The sequence below is a fragment of the Prevotella sp. HJM029 genome, assembly GCF_000599605.1.
Taxonomy (GTDB): Bacteria; Bacteroidota; Bacteroidia; order Bacteroidales; family Bacteroidaceae; genus Prevotella.
In genome coordinates this window covers 1-17,832 of record NZ_AZHT01000003.1, presented here as the reverse complement: position 1 = coordinate 17,832, position 17,832 = coordinate 1, and the positions used below count along the sequence as shown (strand labels likewise).

Annotated in this window: 15 protein-coding genes and 2 pseudogenes; 3 read left to right on the top strand and 14 right to left on the bottom strand. The window is 47.2% G+C overall.

Annotation, left to right across the window (positions count from 1 at the left end; translation table 11 throughout):
* Positions 1–235 precede the first annotated feature (235 nt).
* The 6 genes from X919_RS0100625 to gyrA form a co-directional block, all read right to left on the bottom strand.
* Positions 236–985, bottom strand: coding sequence for a type IX secretion/gliding motility protein PorT/SprT (locus tag X919_RS0100625; RefSeq protein ID WP_028898597.1), 750 nt, complete (start codon positions 983–985; stop codon positions 236–238).
* Between the two features lie 30 nt (positions 986–1,015).
* Positions 1,016–2,335, bottom strand: a complete 1,320-nt coding sequence (locus tag X919_RS0100620) for a DEAD/DEAH box helicase (protein WP_028898596.1) — start codon at positions 2,333–2,335, stop codon at positions 1,016–1,018.
* Positions 2,332–3,519: a UDP-N-acetylglucosamine--peptide N-acetylglucosaminyltransferase SPINDLY family protein gene (locus X919_RS0100615; RefSeq protein ID WP_028898595.1), complete on the bottom strand. Its 1,188-nt coding sequence runs from the start codon at positions 3,517–3,519 to the stop codon at positions 2,332–2,334. Before X919_RS0100615 ends, X919_RS0100620 begins: the two co-directional genes overlap by 4 nt.
* Entirely contained in the window at positions 3,519–4,586 is a 1,068-nt protein-coding gene (locus X919_RS0100610) for a hypothetical protein (protein WP_028898594.1), read from the bottom strand. The genes X919_RS0100615 and X919_RS0100610 overlap by 1 nt, the downstream gene beginning before the upstream one ends.
* 92 nt (positions 4,587–4,678) lie before the next feature.
* Complete coding sequence (locus tag X919_RS0100605; protein ID WP_036916559.1) at positions 4,679–5,902, bottom strand: tetratricopeptide repeat protein; 1,224 nt, start codon at positions 5,900–5,902, stop codon at positions 4,679–4,681.
* A 21-nt stretch (positions 5,903–5,923) separates the two neighbouring features.
* A complete protein-coding gene (gyrA, locus tag X919_RS0100600) occupies positions 5,924–8,527 on the bottom strand; it encodes a DNA gyrase subunit A (protein WP_028898592.1) in 2,604 nt (867 codons plus the stop codon).
* 368 nt (positions 8,528–8,895) lie between these two features.
* Here gyrA and X919_RS15765 point away from each other — a divergent pair, with 368 nt between their 5' ends.
* Positions 8,896–9,066, top strand: a complete 171-nt coding sequence (locus tag X919_RS15765) for a 4Fe-4S binding protein (protein WP_004380351.1) — start codon at positions 8,896–8,898, stop codon at positions 9,064–9,066.
* A 125-nt stretch (positions 9,067–9,191) separates the two neighbouring features.
* Here the strand turns inward: X919_RS15765 and X919_RS0100595 are convergent, their stop codons facing one another.
* Positions 9,192–9,809 carry a hypothetical protein gene (locus X919_RS0100595; protein ID WP_081759387.1) on the bottom strand — a complete coding sequence of 206 codons (618 nt, stop codon included), beginning with the start codon at positions 9,807–9,809 and terminating at the stop codon, positions 9,192–9,194.
* Positions 9,810–10,052: 243 nt separating this feature from the next.
* Between X919_RS0100595 and rpsO the strand changes: the two genes are divergently transcribed.
* Positions 10,053–10,322 (top strand): 30S ribosomal protein S15, encoded by a 270-nt coding sequence (rpsO, locus tag X919_RS0100590; protein ID WP_004380348.1) that lies wholly within the window; start codon positions 10,053–10,055, stop codon positions 10,320–10,322.
* 95 nt (positions 10,323–10,417) lie between these two features.
* On the opposite strand, the gene X919_RS0100585 is transcribed toward rpsO, so the two are convergent.
* The 6 genes and pseudogenes from X919_RS0100585 to X919_RS0100555 all read right to left on the bottom strand — a co-directional run bounded on the left by X919_RS0100585 (position 10,418) and on the right by X919_RS0100555 (position 15,945).
* The gene (locus tag X919_RS0100585) at positions 10,418–11,170 is read right to left on the bottom strand and encodes an exodeoxyribonuclease III (protein WP_028898590.1); all 753 of its coding nucleotides are present in this window, start codon (positions 11,168–11,170) and stop codon (positions 10,418–10,420) included.
* Positions 11,171–11,215: 45 nt separating this feature from the next.
* On the bottom strand, positions 11,216–11,809 hold the full coding sequence (folE, locus tag X919_RS0100580) for a GTP cyclohydrolase I FolE (RefSeq protein WP_028898589.1): 594 nt from the start codon (positions 11,807–11,809) through the stop codon (positions 11,216–11,218).
* A 62-nt stretch (positions 11,810–11,871) separates the two neighbouring features.
* Positions 11,872–12,633, bottom strand: coding sequence for an SPOR domain-containing protein (locus X919_RS0100575; protein ID WP_028898588.1), 762 nt, complete (start codon positions 12,631–12,633; stop codon positions 11,872–11,874).
* A 185-nt stretch (positions 12,634–12,818) separates the two neighbouring features.
* A pseudogene (locus tag X919_RS17165) lies at positions 12,819–14,901 on the bottom strand (BT_3928 family protein).
* Positions 14,902–14,913: 12 nt separating this feature from the next.
* On the bottom strand, positions 14,914–15,462 hold the full coding sequence (locus tag X919_RS0100560) for a DUF1599 domain-containing protein (RefSeq protein ID WP_028898586.1): 549 nt from the start codon (positions 15,460–15,462) through the stop codon (positions 14,914–14,916).
* A 75-nt stretch (positions 15,463–15,537) separates the two neighbouring features.
* On the bottom strand, positions 15,538–15,945 hold the full coding sequence (locus X919_RS0100555; protein WP_028898585.1) for a hypothetical protein: 408 nt from the start codon (positions 15,943–15,945) through the stop codon (positions 15,538–15,540).
* Positions 15,946–16,044: 99 nt separating this feature from the next.
* Between X919_RS0100555 and X919_RS0100550 the strand changes: the two genes are divergently transcribed.
* Positions 16,045–17,496, top strand: coding sequence for a CCA tRNA nucleotidyltransferase (locus tag X919_RS0100550; RefSeq protein WP_028898584.1), 1,452 nt, complete (start codon positions 16,045–16,047; stop codon positions 17,494–17,496).
* Between the two features lie 37 nt (positions 17,497–17,533).
* Here X919_RS0100550 and X919_RS14480 read toward each other — a convergent pair.
* Positions 17,534–17,832 (bottom strand): annotated as a pseudogene (locus tag X919_RS14480) (hypothetical protein); the annotation flags it as partial.

The window sequence follows — 17,832 nt, the reverse complement described above, 5'->3', positions numbered from 1 at the left end:
ATCTGTGGCGCTTTCTTCATGTTATGCGTTCAAATCCATACGTGGAATGAACCCTCCAGTTCGTGGGTTAATAAAACCAACGGGAGAAATTAATCCACCAGTTCGTGGGTTAACAAATCCTCGAGGAAATATTAACCGTCCAATTTGTGGGTTAATAATCTTCCTTAGTTTGCTGCTCAAAGCGGCGCGTGCAAGAAGATTGTTGGGGAATTTTGGTACTCCGTTCTTCGTCCACTCATTCGAAATAAAACGTGAGGGCGAAGAGTTGTGTGCGAGCCGAACGCACCGATTTCACATAAGGCAGCATCTGATGGTCTTCCAAGGTGCGGCCCCGTTGGCGGTCGAGCACGTCCAACAGGCTGAACATGAATTTGAGTTCGGGCTTCACTTTGAAGAAAGGCAGGTAGGCATCGCAGCCTAAGCCCACGGCGAAGAATACATCGTAGGGTTTCAGGCGCACATAATCGTTGCCGCGTCCACTCAGATTTAAAGCTGGAGCAAGGCCTGCTAGCACATAGGGACGATGGTTGTTGAGGCGCGATGCGGCAAAGATGAGGTCAACGGGTGCGGCCACATACACTGTTTTCAGTGTTTGTTGCTGCGCGGTGGGCTGCCCAGTTGGGGTCGGCATCATGTGGTTGTGGAACACCAAATGGCGTGAACCGAAATAGAGGGTAGGCGTTAAGCGCAGCTGAAGATGGGCGGACAGGCACGCCTCGCCCAGCACACCCACCTGAAAACCGGCATCCCAGCGGTCTTGGTCGGCGGCAATGTTGGCTGCAATGTTGGTGCCATCGGGTGCCGTGAGCTGTTGTGGCCCCGCATTTTTCAACGTCATATCCTGTACATGCGTGCCCACCGCAATGCCAAGATGCCAAGGGCGCAAATCGGTATAGGGTCTGTTTTGCACCGTCCGGCGTTGCGCTTGTAGCCCCAGTGCAAAGCCCAATGCGAGGCAGGGGGTCAAGAGTTTTGTGCGGTTCATGAGGAGTTTTGAATGCCAATAGAATAGGGCTTAGCGCACTTCCTCAATAACCGTGCGAAGGCCTTTAATCTTTTCGCCTTGTGTGCGTTGCACCACTTGTTTTGCTTTCGTGCGAGCCACAGCAACATAAGTGTAGCGGTCGCGCACATCAATGCGGCCAATCTCATCGCCTTTCAGCCCACCTTTCTTGCAAAGGAACCCCACAATGTCGGTCTTACTGAGTTTGTCGCGACGACCTTTGCCAATGTAAAGCGTTTGGAAGTGTGGCTGTGTGGGTTCAAGTAGCACTTGGGGCAGCGCAAAATCGGCCACATCGGCATCCACATAAGCAGGAATCTGCTCTTGCCCGTGAAGAATGAAAAAGGCTTTTCCCTGCTTATCCCAGCGTGCTGTGCGCCCCACGCGGTGCACATAACCGTCTTCTGTTTCGGGCAAATGATAGTGCACGATGTTGGCAATATTGGGAATATCCAAGCCGCGTGCTGCTAAATCGGTGCTCACCAGGATAGAGGCACTGCCATTAGAGAAGCGATAGAGGGCGTCTTCGCGCTGGCGTTGCTCCATACCGCCATGGAAATGGCTCACCACAAAGCCCTGTTCGCACAGATAAGTGGCCACACGTTCGACGGCATCGCGATAGTTGAGAAACACGATGGTGCTTGCACCCTGAAACGATAACAGCAGTTGGCGCAACGTGGGTAGCTTGTCTCTTTCCTCACTTTGTACGCGATAGATGGTCACACGCTGCGACACTTGCTCATCTTCGGGCAGGAAATTCAGCACCTTGAAGAAGCGGGTCACGAGCGTTTGACTGCCCAATTCCTCGGCAGGTGTGGCCGATAGCAGCACAGAGCGAATGGCTTTGGGCAGCAATCCTATGAGCTGTTGCATCTCGTCGTGGAAACCCATCTCCAAACATTTGTCAAACTCGTCGATGAAGAGGTAGCGAATGGTGTGTGTGTCGATATTGCCTTTCTGCAAGTGGTCGTTCAAACGGCCTGGTGTGGCAAAAACAATTTGTGGTTGCACCTCGCGCAACTTGCGGTGTTCGTCCATCGTTGCGCGCCCTCCATAGCAGGCCATACCTCGCAATCCGCAGCCCATGTCTTTGAGCACTGTGGCCGATTGCAGCGCCAGTTCGCGTCCGGGCACCACCACCACCGCCTGCACTTGGTTGCTTTGTGCATCCAACAGTTGGGTGAGCGGCAAGAGATAGGCCAGCGTTTTGCCCGACCCTGTAGGCGAGAGCACTATCAGGTTGTCCGTGTGTTGCAACAGCTCGTCGCACACTGCCGTTTGCATGGCGTTGAGCGTGAGATGCAGTTTTTGGGTAAGCGTTTCAATCGTCATAACAGTTTCTCCATTTCAATGAATTCTTTCTCCATGTTGAGGTTCATGTAAATTGTGTAGAGCGGCAGTGCCCATTGTTTCTTTTGATCGGGTTTGAGCTGGCGATAGCGCTCCAAATAGGGTCGTGCCTCACGATAGAGCTCAAGGATTTTGGCACGTTGCTTGGCGTTATATTTCTGCGATTTGTCCAAGATGATGGTTTGATTGAATATGGCTAAGCCTGCATAGAGCTGTGCATCGGCTAACGTGTCGTTTTCGGCGATGAGCTTTTTGCTGAGTTGCAGGCATTCCTGATAGCGTCCCATGTTGAGCAGCAACGAACTTTTCGTGAGACGATAGCGCACGTTGTTAGGCATTGTTTGTAGTGCCCGATTACAATAGTCCAGTGCTGTTGCATCATCACCCAGTGTATGATAGTACTCCACCAAGTGCGAAAAATAAAAAGGATTGTGGGGGTAGGCTTGAAAACCTTTGCACAGGATTTGCAGATAGCGTGTGGTATCGCGTTGTTGCCAATAAGTCTCAGTTAAATATTGTAGCAAGTTGTCCGCATGCGTTTGGTCTTTTTCAGCCAAAGTTGCATAGTGAAGCGTGGCTGCTGCGTCGTGCATTTTATATCCACAATAGACCGACCAATAGGCAGCGATGGGCAGGTTGGCATCTTTTTCGGCATAATGATAGTCTTTAAAGAGTGGCTTCTCGGCACAACTGATGTAACTGTTGAGCAGGGTGTAGGCCTGTTGATAGTCTTGATTGCGTGCGAAAAAGAGTCCTCCATTGAAGAGGTTAGGACGAACTTGATTGAGGATGGCGGCGCTCTGTTCCCGATATTTCATTTTAATCTTCCCATTTGCAGTAGGTACCTGTTCGACAGAATCAAGTCCTTCGAGTGTGTTAAACATGCGATGAGCCACTTGAAAGAATGCTGCAGTATCGATGCTTTGTTGTAAATAGAGTTTCTCGTTGAACTGCTCGTATTGTTTTTGCTGTGCATCGAAGAGCATTTTCCAAATTTTGTCGTTACCCCGATAAATCGAATCTTTTAATATTTCGCGCAAAAGCCCTTCGGCTTTCTCTAAATTTTTTCCACTTCGTATGTAATCACGTGCCAGCGAAATGGTTTTCTTATTGGCCTGCATACACAAAGGAATGCAGAGCAACAAGCCGATAAATAATTTTTTCATCAATGTAATCCTAATACTTTATTTACTTCATCCAACACGCGTTTCCATTCGACTATGCTTTGCTTCTCATCAAGATGTGAGGTTTTGAGCAACCATTGGCGTGCTTGTTGATAGTAGCCTTTGATGGTAGCTGCGTCTTTTTTGCGTAGACGTTTGCGTTGGTTGTTTAAACTGTCGGTGAGTTCTTGTGCCCATGAGGCATAACAAATGGCAACATCATAAATGGCTTGCACATAGACCTTATCTCGTTTTTCAGCCTCTTTAAAATAATAAATAGCTTTTTCCCATTGTTTAGCCTTCATCGCTAACTCTCCATTGAGCATCCATACTTGCTTGTTACGCGCGTGCCTTTTCAGTTCGTCGGCTGCAAAGTTGTGCAACGCCACACTATCGGGTTGTGCAGAATGGTGGTCAATGAGCATTTTAAAATAAACGGCATTTCCTGGGTCTATATCGTGAAGTGCAGTTAAAGCAGAAACGTAGCGTAGCGTATCGGTTGGCGAATGAAGGCTATTCTTCATGCAATTAATCTTAATCTCGGCTGCGTTTTTGGCGTAGGCAGGATATTGAAGTGCGATGTCGGCATAGTGTTCGGCCTCGCGGAAGTTGTCTTTTCCATAAAAAAGCAAACTTGAATAATAGGCAGCAATGCCTTCGTGGTTATCTTTTTCATGAAACATGGGGCGGCTGAGACAATGCAGATAGAATAGAAATGTGGTGAGAGCCTGTGCGGAGTTGCCTCGGCGATATTCAAAAATGCCGGCATCAATGAGCGTAGGGAGCAGTGGAGATAATCGCGTGCTATTCTCTTGCGTATAGTCTAAATGCACACGACCTCTGCTGTCTGGCAACGCATCTAACGAGTCACAAGTGAGTGCCATTTGCAACAATTCTTGCACTTGTTGGTAATATGCCGCCGAGTCGGTCCTATGTTCTGCAAGTGTTTGCAGACGCAGACCTATTTCTTTATGAAGCCTCTTGGCATCACGTTTTGGCGTTTGTACATAGCCTTGTGATAGAAGTGCTGTGCTGCAAACCATTATAAAAAGGATGAGAAAACGTTTCATAAGAAAAAATATCGTGTGTTGATAAATTAAAAGTGTGGAGGATGTGCCAAAAAGTCGTTCTGACACATCCTCTACTTATCGCTGGGAAGGGTTTACTTGTTCAGCGATTCCATTTCTTTCGTGCGGCTATCTGTAGCACCATAGAGGCTATAGTAAACCGCATAGAGCGGATAACTCCAGTTCGCCTTCTCGCGATTGGGGTCTAATGCACGAGCCTTCTCTAAGAATCCTTCACTCTCTTTATAGAGATTGGTTTGCTCAGTTTTATTACCATTGATAGAACCAGCTTGTGCATTGAGGCAGAAACCTAAATAAGTGAGCACAATAGGGTTCTTGTCATCTTTCGTAACAGACTTTTTAAAGCAATCAATAGCTTCTTTCGGTTTGTTCTCGTTCATAAAGATTTGACCTTTCAATGCCCATGCCAATGCATTTGATGGGTCGGCTGCCAGCTTGTCGTTTAACAGTTTATTTTGGTCGGTTGCCATCTTCAAACTACCACACATGGTTACCAATGTTGAGAAGATTTGATCGTTGTTGCTATCTTTCTCATACAAGGCCTTGAGCTTATTCACGTACTGAACGGAATCTTCGTGCGTCTTTAAGCCCTGCTGCATGATATAAAGCTTCAAGTTCAATGCATCTTTATAGGCGGCAGTGTCTTGCATAGCCACATCAACATACTTGTCGGCCAGTTGATAATCTTTGTTTTGGAAAGCATAAACGCCTGCAACACGTGCCACTTCACCTAAATAGGTGTCGGGCGTTTTGCTCTTGTCTACGCCATTAAACAGAGGATTAGTTGCGCTTTCTACATACATACCGAAGTACTTTAACGCGTCAGCCTGCTGATTGTTTTGCCCAGCTAATTGCCCAGCATTGATGAGATTGGGGCGCAAACCATATAAACGGTTGGCGTTATTGCTCTCAAAGCGAGGCTTAATCTTGCCCTTTTCATTGGGCTTTTGGTCGAATTCGTTGCAACGAATAGCGTTGTCAAAAGCATCGTAGAGCGCTTGGTTGAAGCCTAAAGTGTCGTAGGCCGACTCCTTGCCCTGACCAAATTGCTTTGCCATTTGGTTTGATGTCATAATGGCTTGCTCTTTGTTCACCTTGTCCAAAGCCAATTCAACGAGCTTGTTATAAGCCTTAGCCTTTTCTGCATCGTTGGCCAATTGACCTAAACTTGCTTTCACTAACTCGGCTGCTTCGTTGTAGGTCTTTGCTTTTAAAATAGCTTTCAACGCTTCGCTGTCAGCAGCAAATGCAGCGGATGTACCTAAGAACATCAACGCTACCATCATTAATTTTTTCATATCCAAATATTATTTTAATTTTTACGAATCTTCATTTGTCTCATCATCGTCGGTAAGTGACGTTTCATTCTCGAAGTCATCGGCATTGCGTTGTGTGTCTTTTCGAATTTCTTCAGCTTTATTGGCCCACTGTGTGCGGCTCTCTTCCTCAACCGTTGCTTCTAATTCAGAACTCATTACCTTGCAGACGCTGGCAATGACATCGTTCTTTTTGGCGAGGTTGATGAGGCGCACGCCTTGTGTAGCACGTCCCATGACGCGCACTTCGGCTAAAGCTAAACGAATGACGACACCACTCTTGTTGATGATCATGAGGTCGTTCTCATCGGTCACGTTCTTGATGCTCACCAAACGCCCTGTCTTGTCGGTCACAGCAAGTGTCTTCACACCCTTTCCGCCGCGGTTGGTTACACGGTAGTCTTCAACCAAACTACGTTTACCGTAGCCCTGTTCGCTCACCACCATCACGGTCTCTGTGCTTGCATCGTTTACCGTTATCATGCCAATCACCTCGTCATCACCGCCATCTAAGCGCATGCCACGCACACCTGTTGCCGTGCGTCCCATGGTGCGGATGGTGCTTTCGTTGAAGCGAACGGCACGACCATTGCGGTTGGCCATAATCAACTCGTTCTCACCATTGGTCAGACGTACATCCACCACCTCGTCGCCTTCGACGATGTTAATGGCAATCACACCATTGGTACGCGGCCGACTATACGCCTCTAACGATGTTTTCTTCACCGTTCCATTCTTGGTAGCGAAGATAACATAGTGCGAGTTGTTGAATTGTTCGTCGTTGAGCCCCTTCAAACGCAAGATGGCATTGATGGCATCATCGCTCTCTATGTTGAGCATATTTTGAATGGCACGTCCCTTACTGTTGCGATCGCCCTCGGGAATCTCATAGCATTTGAGCCAATAACAACGTCCTTTTTTCGTGAAAAAGAGCATTGTTTGGTGCATTGTTGCAGGGTAAATAAATTCCGTGAAGTCTTGTTCGCGATGGCGAGCAGCCTTTGCTCCCACACCACCCCGTGCTTGTTCGCGGAACTCACTCAGTGGTGTGCGCTTGATGTAGCCCATGTGGCTCACTGTGATGACAACGGGATCATTGGGGTAGAAGTCTTCTGGATTGAATTCTTCACTCGAATATTTAATCTCCGTGCGACGCACATCGCCATATTTTTCTTTTACCTCGTTGAGCTCATCCTTCATCACCTTCTTGCACAATTCTGGCTCATCCAAAATCTGTTGCAAGTAAGCAATCTGCCGTTCTAATTCTTCATATTCAGCATGCAACTGATCCATGCGCAGACCGGTGAGTTGGCTCAAGCGCATATCGACGATGGCTTTACTTTGTAGTTCATCTAATTCGAAGCGTTGTTCCAAATTGCGTTGTGCATCAGTAGGTGTTTTGCTGGCGCGGATGATGTGTACTACCTCGTCGATGTTGTCGCAGGCAATGATTAGACCCTCTAAGATGTGGGCACGCTCTTGCGCTTTCTTTAAGTCGTATTTCGTGCGACGAATGGTCACGTCATGCCGGTGCTCAACGAAATATTTCACACATTCTTTTAAGCTGAGTAGGCGTGGACGTCCTTTTACCAAGGCGATGCAGTTCACCGAGAATGAACTTTGTAGCGCAGTCATTTTGAATAATTTGTTCAGAATGACATTCGCATTGGCATCACGTTTTACATCAATCACGATGCGCATACCTTGTCGTCCCGACTCATCATTGGCGTTGCTGATACCGTCAATCTTTCCCTCTTTCACCAATTCAGCGATGTATTCAATCAGCGCTTGCTTGTTTACGCCGTATGGAATCTCGGTGATAACAATCTTATCATGGTTCTCACCACTTTCAATCTCGGCTTTTGCGCGCATCACAATGCGGCCACGTCCAGTTTCATAAGCCTGGCGTACACCTTGAATACCGTATATATAAGCTCCTGTAGGGAAGTCGGGTGCTTTGATATGTTGCATCAATCCGTCCAACGTTATGTCGGGGTTATCAATATAAGCACAGCAACCGTCAATCACTTCTCCAAGGTTGTGGGTCGGCATATTTGTGGCCATTCCCACGGCAATACCATTGCCACCATTTACCAACAGATTAGGAATCTTTGTAGGCATTACACTCGGTTCAACCAACGTGTCATCGAAGTTGTTGGTCATGTCGACAGTGTCTTTCTCTAAGTCGTCCATGATATGCTCACCCATCTTGCTCAGTCGGCACTCGGTGTAACGCATGGCTGCAGGGGAGTCACCGTCAATCGAGCCAAAGTTTCCTTGCCCATCGACTAATGTATAGCGCATGTTCCAGTCTTGTCCCATACGTACCAACGCACCATACACAGATGAGTCGCCGTGAGGGTGATATTTACCAAGCACTTCACCCACAACGCGTGCACATTTCTTATAAGGCTTATCGCTGGTATTTCCAATACCCAGCATACCATAAAGAATGCGCCGGTGAACGGGTTTAAAGCCGTCACGCACATCAGGAAGTGCGCGCGCCACGATGACCGACATTGAATAGTCAATGTAAGAGGACTTCATTTCCTCCTCGATATTGATTTTCAATATCCGATCGTTGTCAATTGTCTGATTTTCGTCCATTACTATTTTTGAGAATAATTATTGCTTTGTTTGCTACTCACTTGTTGAAAGAAAAAATTGCCTGCAAGGCATTTTATTTTCGTTCTAAGCGGTTTTGCATGCTTTTTATGGCGGCTAAATTACGATTTTTTTTTCACATAGAATTCGTTGTATTCTTAAAAAAACGGAAACTTCACATGTCTATACTATGATAGGTGATACTCATTAGTGATGAGTGGATGACTTGATGAAACCTTAAATAATTCAAAAACTATACCTAAAAGTAGGTATTTCTCATGAGAAATCTCTACTTTTGCATCGCATTAAGGCACAGATTGCCTAATACATATTACAAAAACGTTATTTGAACACATAAATTTAAGATTATTATGGCTTACGTAATTGGAAATGATTGTATCGCTTGTGGTACTTGTATTGACGAATGTCCAGTAGGAGCAATCTCTGAAGGCGACATCTATTCTATCAATCCTGATATGTGCACCGAGTGTGGCACTTGTGCTTCTGTTTGTCCAAACGAGGCAATCAGCCTTCCGGAATAAGGAATTCTACTAAGTAAAGAATTGGAGAGGCGTACTACTTCTAAGTGGTACGCTTTTTTTGTGCTCGTTAGTCGCGTTGTATTTGTTAGCCTATCTTTATCGTTTTGCCAGGGTAGGTGATGTGGTTAGAAATTAATTATATAATGGTGTTTGGGTTTTGAAGCATCAAACAAAACGATGCCACAATCGTATAAATCGTAGCTGCGCACGACTTGCGGTTGTTGGATGAGTGCTTTCCATGCCTCCAACGTCTCGCGCTTGGTGTGGATATCCAATAAAATCAGCATGGACTGGGCTTGCGAACGCTTGATGAGTGCTTGGCAAAGGGTGAGATTATGCTGCGTAAGTGGAAGGCTTGCTACTGAAAATGTTGTTGGCAGCTGGGCTTCATCTAATGGTAAAAACTGTGTTTTGCTGCAACCTTCGTTCACATAATTGGCATAAACATCAGCCTTGTCGCCTGCATGAAACCATTGCTTCGCCTGCAAGTAGTTAGCCAATCTGAAAAATAATCGGCCGCGTTTTTGCACGGCATGTCCTTCGTTGTGGTGGCGATGTCGTAGGGTAGCATAAGCATAGTAAGGATAATGTTCAGTGAGGACATAGCGAATAAACTGATAGGCTGATGGCGACTGCACACCAAATCCGCGTGAATATTTCACCCGGTGCAGCCAAATGCTCCATCGTTTCAGATGATAAAGCAGTTCTTTCGTACGTTGTTTTCTACCCCTTTGCAGACGCATATCTTTTTTGTGTGCTTGCAAAAGTACGAAAAAAAGTAGGATAACAAAATGGCTTTAAGCTGTTAAAAAAGGTTATGGGTAAGGATTGGTGGCATTTCTATGAGAGCATTCTAAACTTTTATTGCTACCTTTGCTGCGCATTTCGGAAAAGCCGAAGCATTTGAGCGTGTAGCTGTTGTGATTAAGACAGCATGGCATGTGAAAGATGTAAATGATGCAACAACATTAATCAATTTTAAAGCAATGTATTTAGACAAAGCAAAAAAGGAAGAGATTTTCAACGAGTATGGCAAGTCGACAACCGATACAGGTTCTGCTGAAAGCCAAATCGCCCTCTTCACCTATCGCATTAAGCACTTAACCGAGCATGTAAAAGCAAACCACAAAGACAATGTAACGACTCGTTCGTTGACGATGTTGGTTGGTAAGCGTCGTGCGTTGCTCGACTATTTGTACAAGCGTGACATTGAGCGCTATCGTGCAATCGTTAAGAAGCTTGGTTTACGTAAGTAAGTTTAAGTTTTTAATTTATAATAAATCCCTGCAGCGCATGATGTGTTGCAGGGATTTTTCTTTTTAGCCTCAGCAAAAAGGCGATGCTGTTGCATTTATAAATCTAAGTCAACCTCCACAGGACAGTGGTCACTACCCATGATGTCGGTATGAATCTTGGCATCGATGAGCTGCTGGCGCAGACGTTCTGAGATGAGGAAATAATCTATGCGCCACCCAGTATTCTTTTCTCTTGCACGGAAACGGTAGCTCCACCAGCTGTAGGTTTGTTGCTCGGGGTAGAGCGTTCTGAACGTGTCAATGAAGCCATGGTTGAGCAGTTGTGTCATTTTAGCACGCTCTTCATCTGTAAATCCAGCATTGCGACGATTGGTTTTTGGATTTTTGAGGTCAATTTCCTCGTGGGCAACGTTCATGTCTCCACAAACGATAACAGGTTTCTGCTTGTCTAACTGGTGTAGATAGGCCTGGAAATCATCTTCCCATTGCATGCGATAGTCCAAGCGGCGCAACTCATCTTGAGAATTAGGGGTGTAGACGGTGACGAGAAAAAATGACTCATATTCTAATGTAATGACTCGTCCTTCGTGGTCGTGTTCGTCGATTCCGATTCCATAGCTAACGGCCAATGGCGCCTTTTTGGCGTAAATAGCCGTTCCGCTGTAGCCCTTTTTCTCGGCGTAGTTCCAAAACGATTGGTAGCCAGGGAACTGCAAATCGAGCTGTCCTGCCTGCATCTTTGTTTCTTGCAGGCAGAAGAAATCGGCATCTAAGGCCTTGAATTGCTGTTCGAAATCTTTGCCCACACAGGCACGAAGTCCGTTGACATTCCAGGATATAAATTTCATTTCTTTGTTGTTTAAAGGGTGAATAATCTGCGCTTCGAACGGCATTTAAATGCGTTTCGATTCGCCACGCAGCAGACTCATGAACTCTTGTCGGGTGTTGAGGTCGTTGAACACGCCACTGAAGTCGCTGGTTGTGGTAATGGAATTCTGTTTTTCCACACCTCGCATCTGCATACACATGTGTTTGGCTTCAATCACAACCATCACACCTTGCGGTCGCAATGTGGCTTGAATACATTCCTTAATTTGTTGTGTTAGGCGTTCCTGCACTTGCAAACGGTGACTAAAGATGTCGACCACACGGGCAATCTTACTCAATCCTGTGATGTAACCATTGGGAATATAGGCTACATGACATTTGCCATAGAAGGGAAGTAAATGGTGCTCGCAGAGGGAAAACACGTCAATATCCTTCACGATGACCATCTGGTTGTAGTCTTCTTGGAACAGCGCATCGGTCAAAACCTGCTGCGGATCTTGCGTGTAGCCGCGTGTCAGCACTTGCATTGCTTTGGCCACGCGCATGGGAGTTTTCTCTAAGCCTTCGCGTTGTGGGTCTTCACCCAACAGGGTGAGAATGCTTTTATAATGAGTTGCAAGGTCGGTTAGACCTTCGCGAAATTCGTTTTCGGGATTCATTTGCTTTACTTTTTATGTTAAGGCTTGCTGAGCATGGTGCGATGGGTGGCTATGGTCAATGCTTAGTCTTGCACAGTGATTTTTCCTTTCACGATGTTGGCTTGCCGATAGCCTAGAGCTTTCACCTTTTGTAACATACTATTTGCTTCTTCGAACGTGCGATAGTTGCCCACACGGCATATCCAGTGGGGCGAATAAAAATGTACATAGACGGGCTCTTCGGGATATTTTGTTTTGATAACAATGCTGGCTTGCTCGGCCTTTTGTCGGTCGATACGCGAGTTCCCGCCCGCGAAAGCCTGCACACGAAAGCCCACAATCTTGCGGCTTCCGCGCATCACCTTTTTGCGCATGTCCACAATGGGTGCTTCTTCTTCTTCGGATTCGGGCGTTTTTGTTGTCGAATCTGTACGCTTTTGCTCCGTAGTTTCGCGTTGTTCGTTGGGCTTTTTCTCTGTTGTTTCTTTTGGACGCACTTGTTTGGCCGAATCTTTGTCGGTCGCATGATTGGTTGTAGGCCTTGTTTCTTTTTTATCCTTTTCAGGCCTTTGCGTTGTGGCAACAGCTCTTGTTGCAGCTTCTTTCTTCTCTTGTGATTGCGTTGTGCTTACTGATTTTGGTGGGTTTTCTTTCTTCTCTTGTGGTTGTGTTGTGGCCTTTGTGGTGGGGCGTCCATTCACAATCTCATCGATATCCTTGCTTTGCGTAACTGTTACGACACCCATTCCTGCCTCACGTTTCTTGATGTGGTCGAGGAACGTTTGTGCTGAGAGCGAAAGTGTAGCACAGAGCGTTAACCATAGAATACAAGCTAATTTTTTCATCTTATCCTCAATCAAAATCTATTATAGCGTGCACAAAGCACAACTTCATTTGCTAACCATCTGCTTATGCAATGGTGCATTTTTGTTTTGTGACTTGTTTCTCTTTGCGGGAAGAGAGACAAGTGACAAAAGTGGAAATCGTAGGAATGCACACGAGGGTGCTTTCCTACGATAATGATAGTATTTTACTTCTTCCAAGCGTCGATAATGGCTTTGAAATCAACGGGCTTTAGTGAAGCACCGCCAATCAGACCGCCATCAATGTTGGATTTAGCGAAGAGCTCGCTGGCATTCGATGCGTTGCAGCTGCCACCATAAAGGATAGTGGTTTCTTCGGCTGCAGCTTGGCCATACTTCTCTGCTACGATAGAACGGATGTAGGCTAACATCTCTTCAGCTTGGTCAGATGTGGCTGTTTTACCTGTGCCGATGGCCCAAATGGGTTCGTAGGCCAAAACAATTTTTTTCCACTCTTCGGCAGAGAGGTTGAACACGCTACCTTCGAGTTCAGCCTTTACCACTTCGTTTTGGCGGTTAGCCTCGCGCTCTTCCAAAGTTTCACCACAGCAGAAGATGACTTTCAAACCATTCTTCAATGCCAAGAGTACTTTCTCTTTCAAGATTTCTGCGGTCTCACCATAGTATTGGCGACGCTCAGAGTGGCCGAGAATGACATATTGTGCGCCAGTGCTCTTCACCATTTCGGCAGATACTTCGCCTGTGTAAGCACCTTTCTCTTTGTCTGCACAGTTCTCAGCGCCTAAGCCAACCACGCTACCTTTGAGCACTTGTGCCACGCTGGCCAAATGGATGAAAGGTGTGCAAACCACTACGTCGCAGTGGGGTTTGTCATTAGCCAAAGAGTCCTTTACGTTGGTTGCCAATGCAACTCCATCTTGCAGGTTGAGGTTCATTTTCCAGTTACCTGCTACCATTTTCTTTCTCATATTGTTTATTTTTATTAAAGAGTTGATATAAATTGTCTTTATTCTTTTTTTCTTTCAGGCGCACCCATTGGCTCCATGCCCAGAATCGATCGGCCAAAGTGAGCAAAAACAGTGGGAGGACGAACCAAAGTACGATAACAATGATTTTCCTTGGCACCGAGTCTTGGGGCATCTTGGCCCAGGTGGCCTGTGCGATGGGACGCGAAAGGTCGTTGCTTGTGGGCAAATCGTTGTGACTCCATTTGTTGATGATGGTGCCATTGTGTAGCAACAACAAGCCTGGGTTGCTGCGAATAATGGTCTTTAAGGCCGTCTCGTCGGTGGAGAAGAATGGGTATTCGGCTCCAGTGAGGTCAATCCATCTGCGAATGGCCTTATCAGTGCTGGCCGTTAAACCATAGAAAGGTATGCGCTGTTGCTGTGCATATTCGTAAAGCTGGTCGATGTCGCCAAAGTTGCTGTCGTCGGCCGTTTCTAAATGGGGCGCGATGAGCAAGAAGGTGTAACCCTTGCGTTGCAGGATTTTGGCGGTGAGATCATCGCCAGTGCGCAAATCTTCTATTGCGAAATCGTGAATCGGCGGAATGTAACCAGCCTTCACAAGAGTTGTTTTGCTATCGATGAATGTCCAGGTGGAGTCGGGGTAGTTGTCCAGCGTGAAGGTCTTTTGCTGACCATTTTTGCTCAAGACAAACGTTGTTTCATATTGGGGTTGAGGTGCTCCTGCTGGAATTTCCATTGCTTGGGGTATGTTCACACCGATGTGATAGGGACGAAAATCAAACTGTGGCAAATAATATAGACTCCAAAGGCTGTTGATGAGTGTGAATACTAAGGTATAGTTGATAATAATCCATTGGGTGTTTTTGCGCACAAAGCGTGTCATGTAGAGTGGTTTCCAGGCCACGGCGGCACTGCAAGCCAGCAACACAATGTTTTTGAGCAACGTTTCTGTGTTGGTGAGATGGATAGCATCGCCAAAGCAACCGCAATCTTTCACGGTGTTGCTGATTGCCAAAGCTAATGTCACCAGCGTCATAATCACCATGAAGATAAGGGTTAGTCGTGAAGTTTGGCGTCGTCGGATAGCAAACAGAAGTAAAATGCCCAAGGTAAATTCCAAGGCAGATAACGCCACCGATGTGCCCAATAACAGCAATTGGGGCACCACTGCCGTTAGATGGAGTGCGCCCACATAGTCTTGCAATTTATATTGCGTTCCCATCGGGTCGATGGCTTTCACATAGCCCGAGAAGATGAAAACGAGCGCCAATATAAATCGGCTAACCTGGATGAGCCATTTTAAGAGCTGTTGCCTCACACTGATTGTTGCTTAAGTTGCTTCGTTGAGTTTCACTACACCGAAAGCGGCATAGTTGATGATGTCCATATAGTTGGCATCGATGCCTTCAGAGACTAAGGTTGCACCGCCAAGGTTTTCAATCTCCTTGATGCGTTGCAGCTTAGTTAAAATCAAATCTGTGTAGCTGCTGATGCGCATCTCGCGCCACGCTTCATCGTAGTCGTGGTTCTTTCTTTTCATCAGTTGAAAAGCAGTTTCGGCCTGTGCGTCATAGGCTTCTAAAGCTGCTTCGGGTGTGAGATCGATAGTGTCAGCAAATCCTTTTTGTAATTGAATGAGCCCGATGATGCCATAGTTAATCAGCCCAATAAACTCGGGTCGGATGCCCTCATCAACCAAAGCTTCGTGCTTGATTTCAATGGAACGAATGCGTTTGGCTTTGATATATAATTGATCGGTGAGCGAGGATGGGCGTAGAATGCGCCAAGAAGCGCCATAATCATGTAGCTTTTTGGCAAAAAGTTCACGACATTCGTGAAGCACATCCTTGAATTGTTCCTCGGTTTTGCTTTTGTTCATTGATGCTATTTCTTAGGCTTGCAAAGTTACTGTTTTATGCTGAAATAGCCAAATTTTAGGCTTTCGGATGCCTGTTTAGGGGTGTTGCTGCCGATAGTGTATCATGCGTACCACGCCACACATCGCTTCATAGCGTGCTTTGAGCGAGTCGCAACGCACGCGTAGCAGATTCTTCGTGCGCAAGTCTTGTGCGGTTTGCAACGTGGCTAACGTGGCTTGCAGCGTAGAGTCGGTGGTTGCCACATCACTTTGCGCCATGTGCAGCGAGGCATTCTGCCAGATTTTGAGTGCAGCCTTTCGTGCTTTCACCGCTTCGGGATAGTCTTTGCGCAAGGCCATAATCGAGTCCAACGTGGCACGATAATGTCCCTTATCATAGAGTTGTTGAATTTCCGACATCAATGCAGCAGCTTTATCCTCCTGCGTCTCGGCGCAACTGCAAAGCAGCGTGCAGAGCATGAGCAACAAAAAACAATTCTTCATGGCTGCAAAAGTATAAAAAATGAGGGGAAACGCCCACTTTGCCCTCGCTTTTTAGTAACTTTGTAGGCAATTTAAAGCACGTTAAGAGAAAAAATAGGAATGAGAAATCTCACGAAGAACGATTTAGCAGCACTACTCAATCAGGATATATTTCACCAAATTTCAGCCGCGGCCGACCGCCTGGGCATGCCTTGTTATGTGGTTGGCGGCTATGTGCGCGACCTGTTTTTAGAGCGCCCTTCCAACGACATCGACGTGGTGGTCGTGGGCAGTGGCATACAGGTGGCCAATGCGTTGAAGCAGGCGTTGGGCAAGAAAGCCTACCTCAGCGTGTTTAAAAACTTTGGCACAGCGCAGGTGAAATATCGTGACTTGGAGGTGGAATTTGTGGGTGCACGCAAGGAGAGCTACAGCCACGATTCACGTAAACCGCATGTGGAAGATGGCACGTTGGAAGACGATCAGAACCGCAGAGATTTCACCATCAACGCCTTGGCCGTGTGTTTGAACGCGTCTCATTTCGGCGAACTTGTCGACCCTTTTGATGGTTTATATGATTTGGAGGATGGCCTCATCCGCACACCGCTCGACCCCGACATCACTTTCTCCGACGATCCGCTGCGCATGTTGCGCTGCGTGCGTTTTGCGGCACAGCTCAATTTCTTCATCGACGACGAAACCTTCGACGCCCTCACGCGCAATGCCGAGCGCATCAGCATCATCAGTGGCGAGCGCATCGTGGGCGAACTCCATAAAATCATGCTCACGGCCACGCCCAGCAAAGGCTTCATCGACCTTTATCGTTGCGGTTTGTTGCAGCGCATCATCCCCGAGCTCACGGCGTTAGACATTGTGGAAACGCGCAATGGTCGTGCCCACAAAAACAATTTCTATCACACCCTTGAGGTGGTAGACAATCTGGCCAAGGCGCAGCAAACGGCTGGAATCACAGGCGAAACGCAGCTGTGGTTGCGATGGGCAGCACTCTTCCACGACATCGGAAAACCCCGTTGCAAGCGCTGGGACAACGTGGCCGGCTGGACCTTTCACAACCACAATTTCGTGGGAGCGAAGATGATTCCCTCCATCTTTCGACGCATGAAACTGCCCATGGACAGCAAAATGAAATATGTGCAAAAGATGGTCGACCTGCACATGCGCCCCATCACGATTGCCAATGAAGAGGTGACCGATAGCGCGGTGCGCCGCTTGCTGAACGATGCGGGCGACGATATCAACGACCTGATGATGTTGTGCGAGGCCGACATCACAAGCAAAAACCGCGTGAAGAAGCAGCGGTTCTTAGACAATTTCCGCCTTGTGCGCCAAAAGTTGGCCGACCTGCAGGAGCGCGACTACAAGCGTTTGTTGCAGCCTTGCATTGATGGCAACGAGATCATGGAGCTGTTTCATCTCGGTCCGTGCCGCGAAGTGGGGCAATTAAAACAAACCCTGAAGGATGCCGTGCTCGACAATAAGGTGCCCAACGAGCGTGAACCGCTCATGGCCTTGCTCATGAAAAAGGCCAAAGCCATGGGTTTGGTGGAGTAGGCACACGCGCCCACTCTTCCTCCTCGGTGATTCTTCCCTACCCATCTCCGTTATACATCCGCGCACAATCATCCCCAAACGGAACCAACCATCCACGGGTAATCCACCCAAACAACATCAAACGCCCACTCACAATCCAGCCAAACGAAATGCGTAGGGGCGAACATCCACGCGCAATCTGCTCAAACCCACCAACCGTTCCGCGCACAATCTGCCCAAACGAAACCGTAGGGGCGGTGCCTGCGTGCCCGCCCGAACGTCCGCGTAGCGGCGTTCCCATACCAAAAATACACCCATTGTGCGCGGGGATTTTAACGATGGATGCGCCCTTATGGG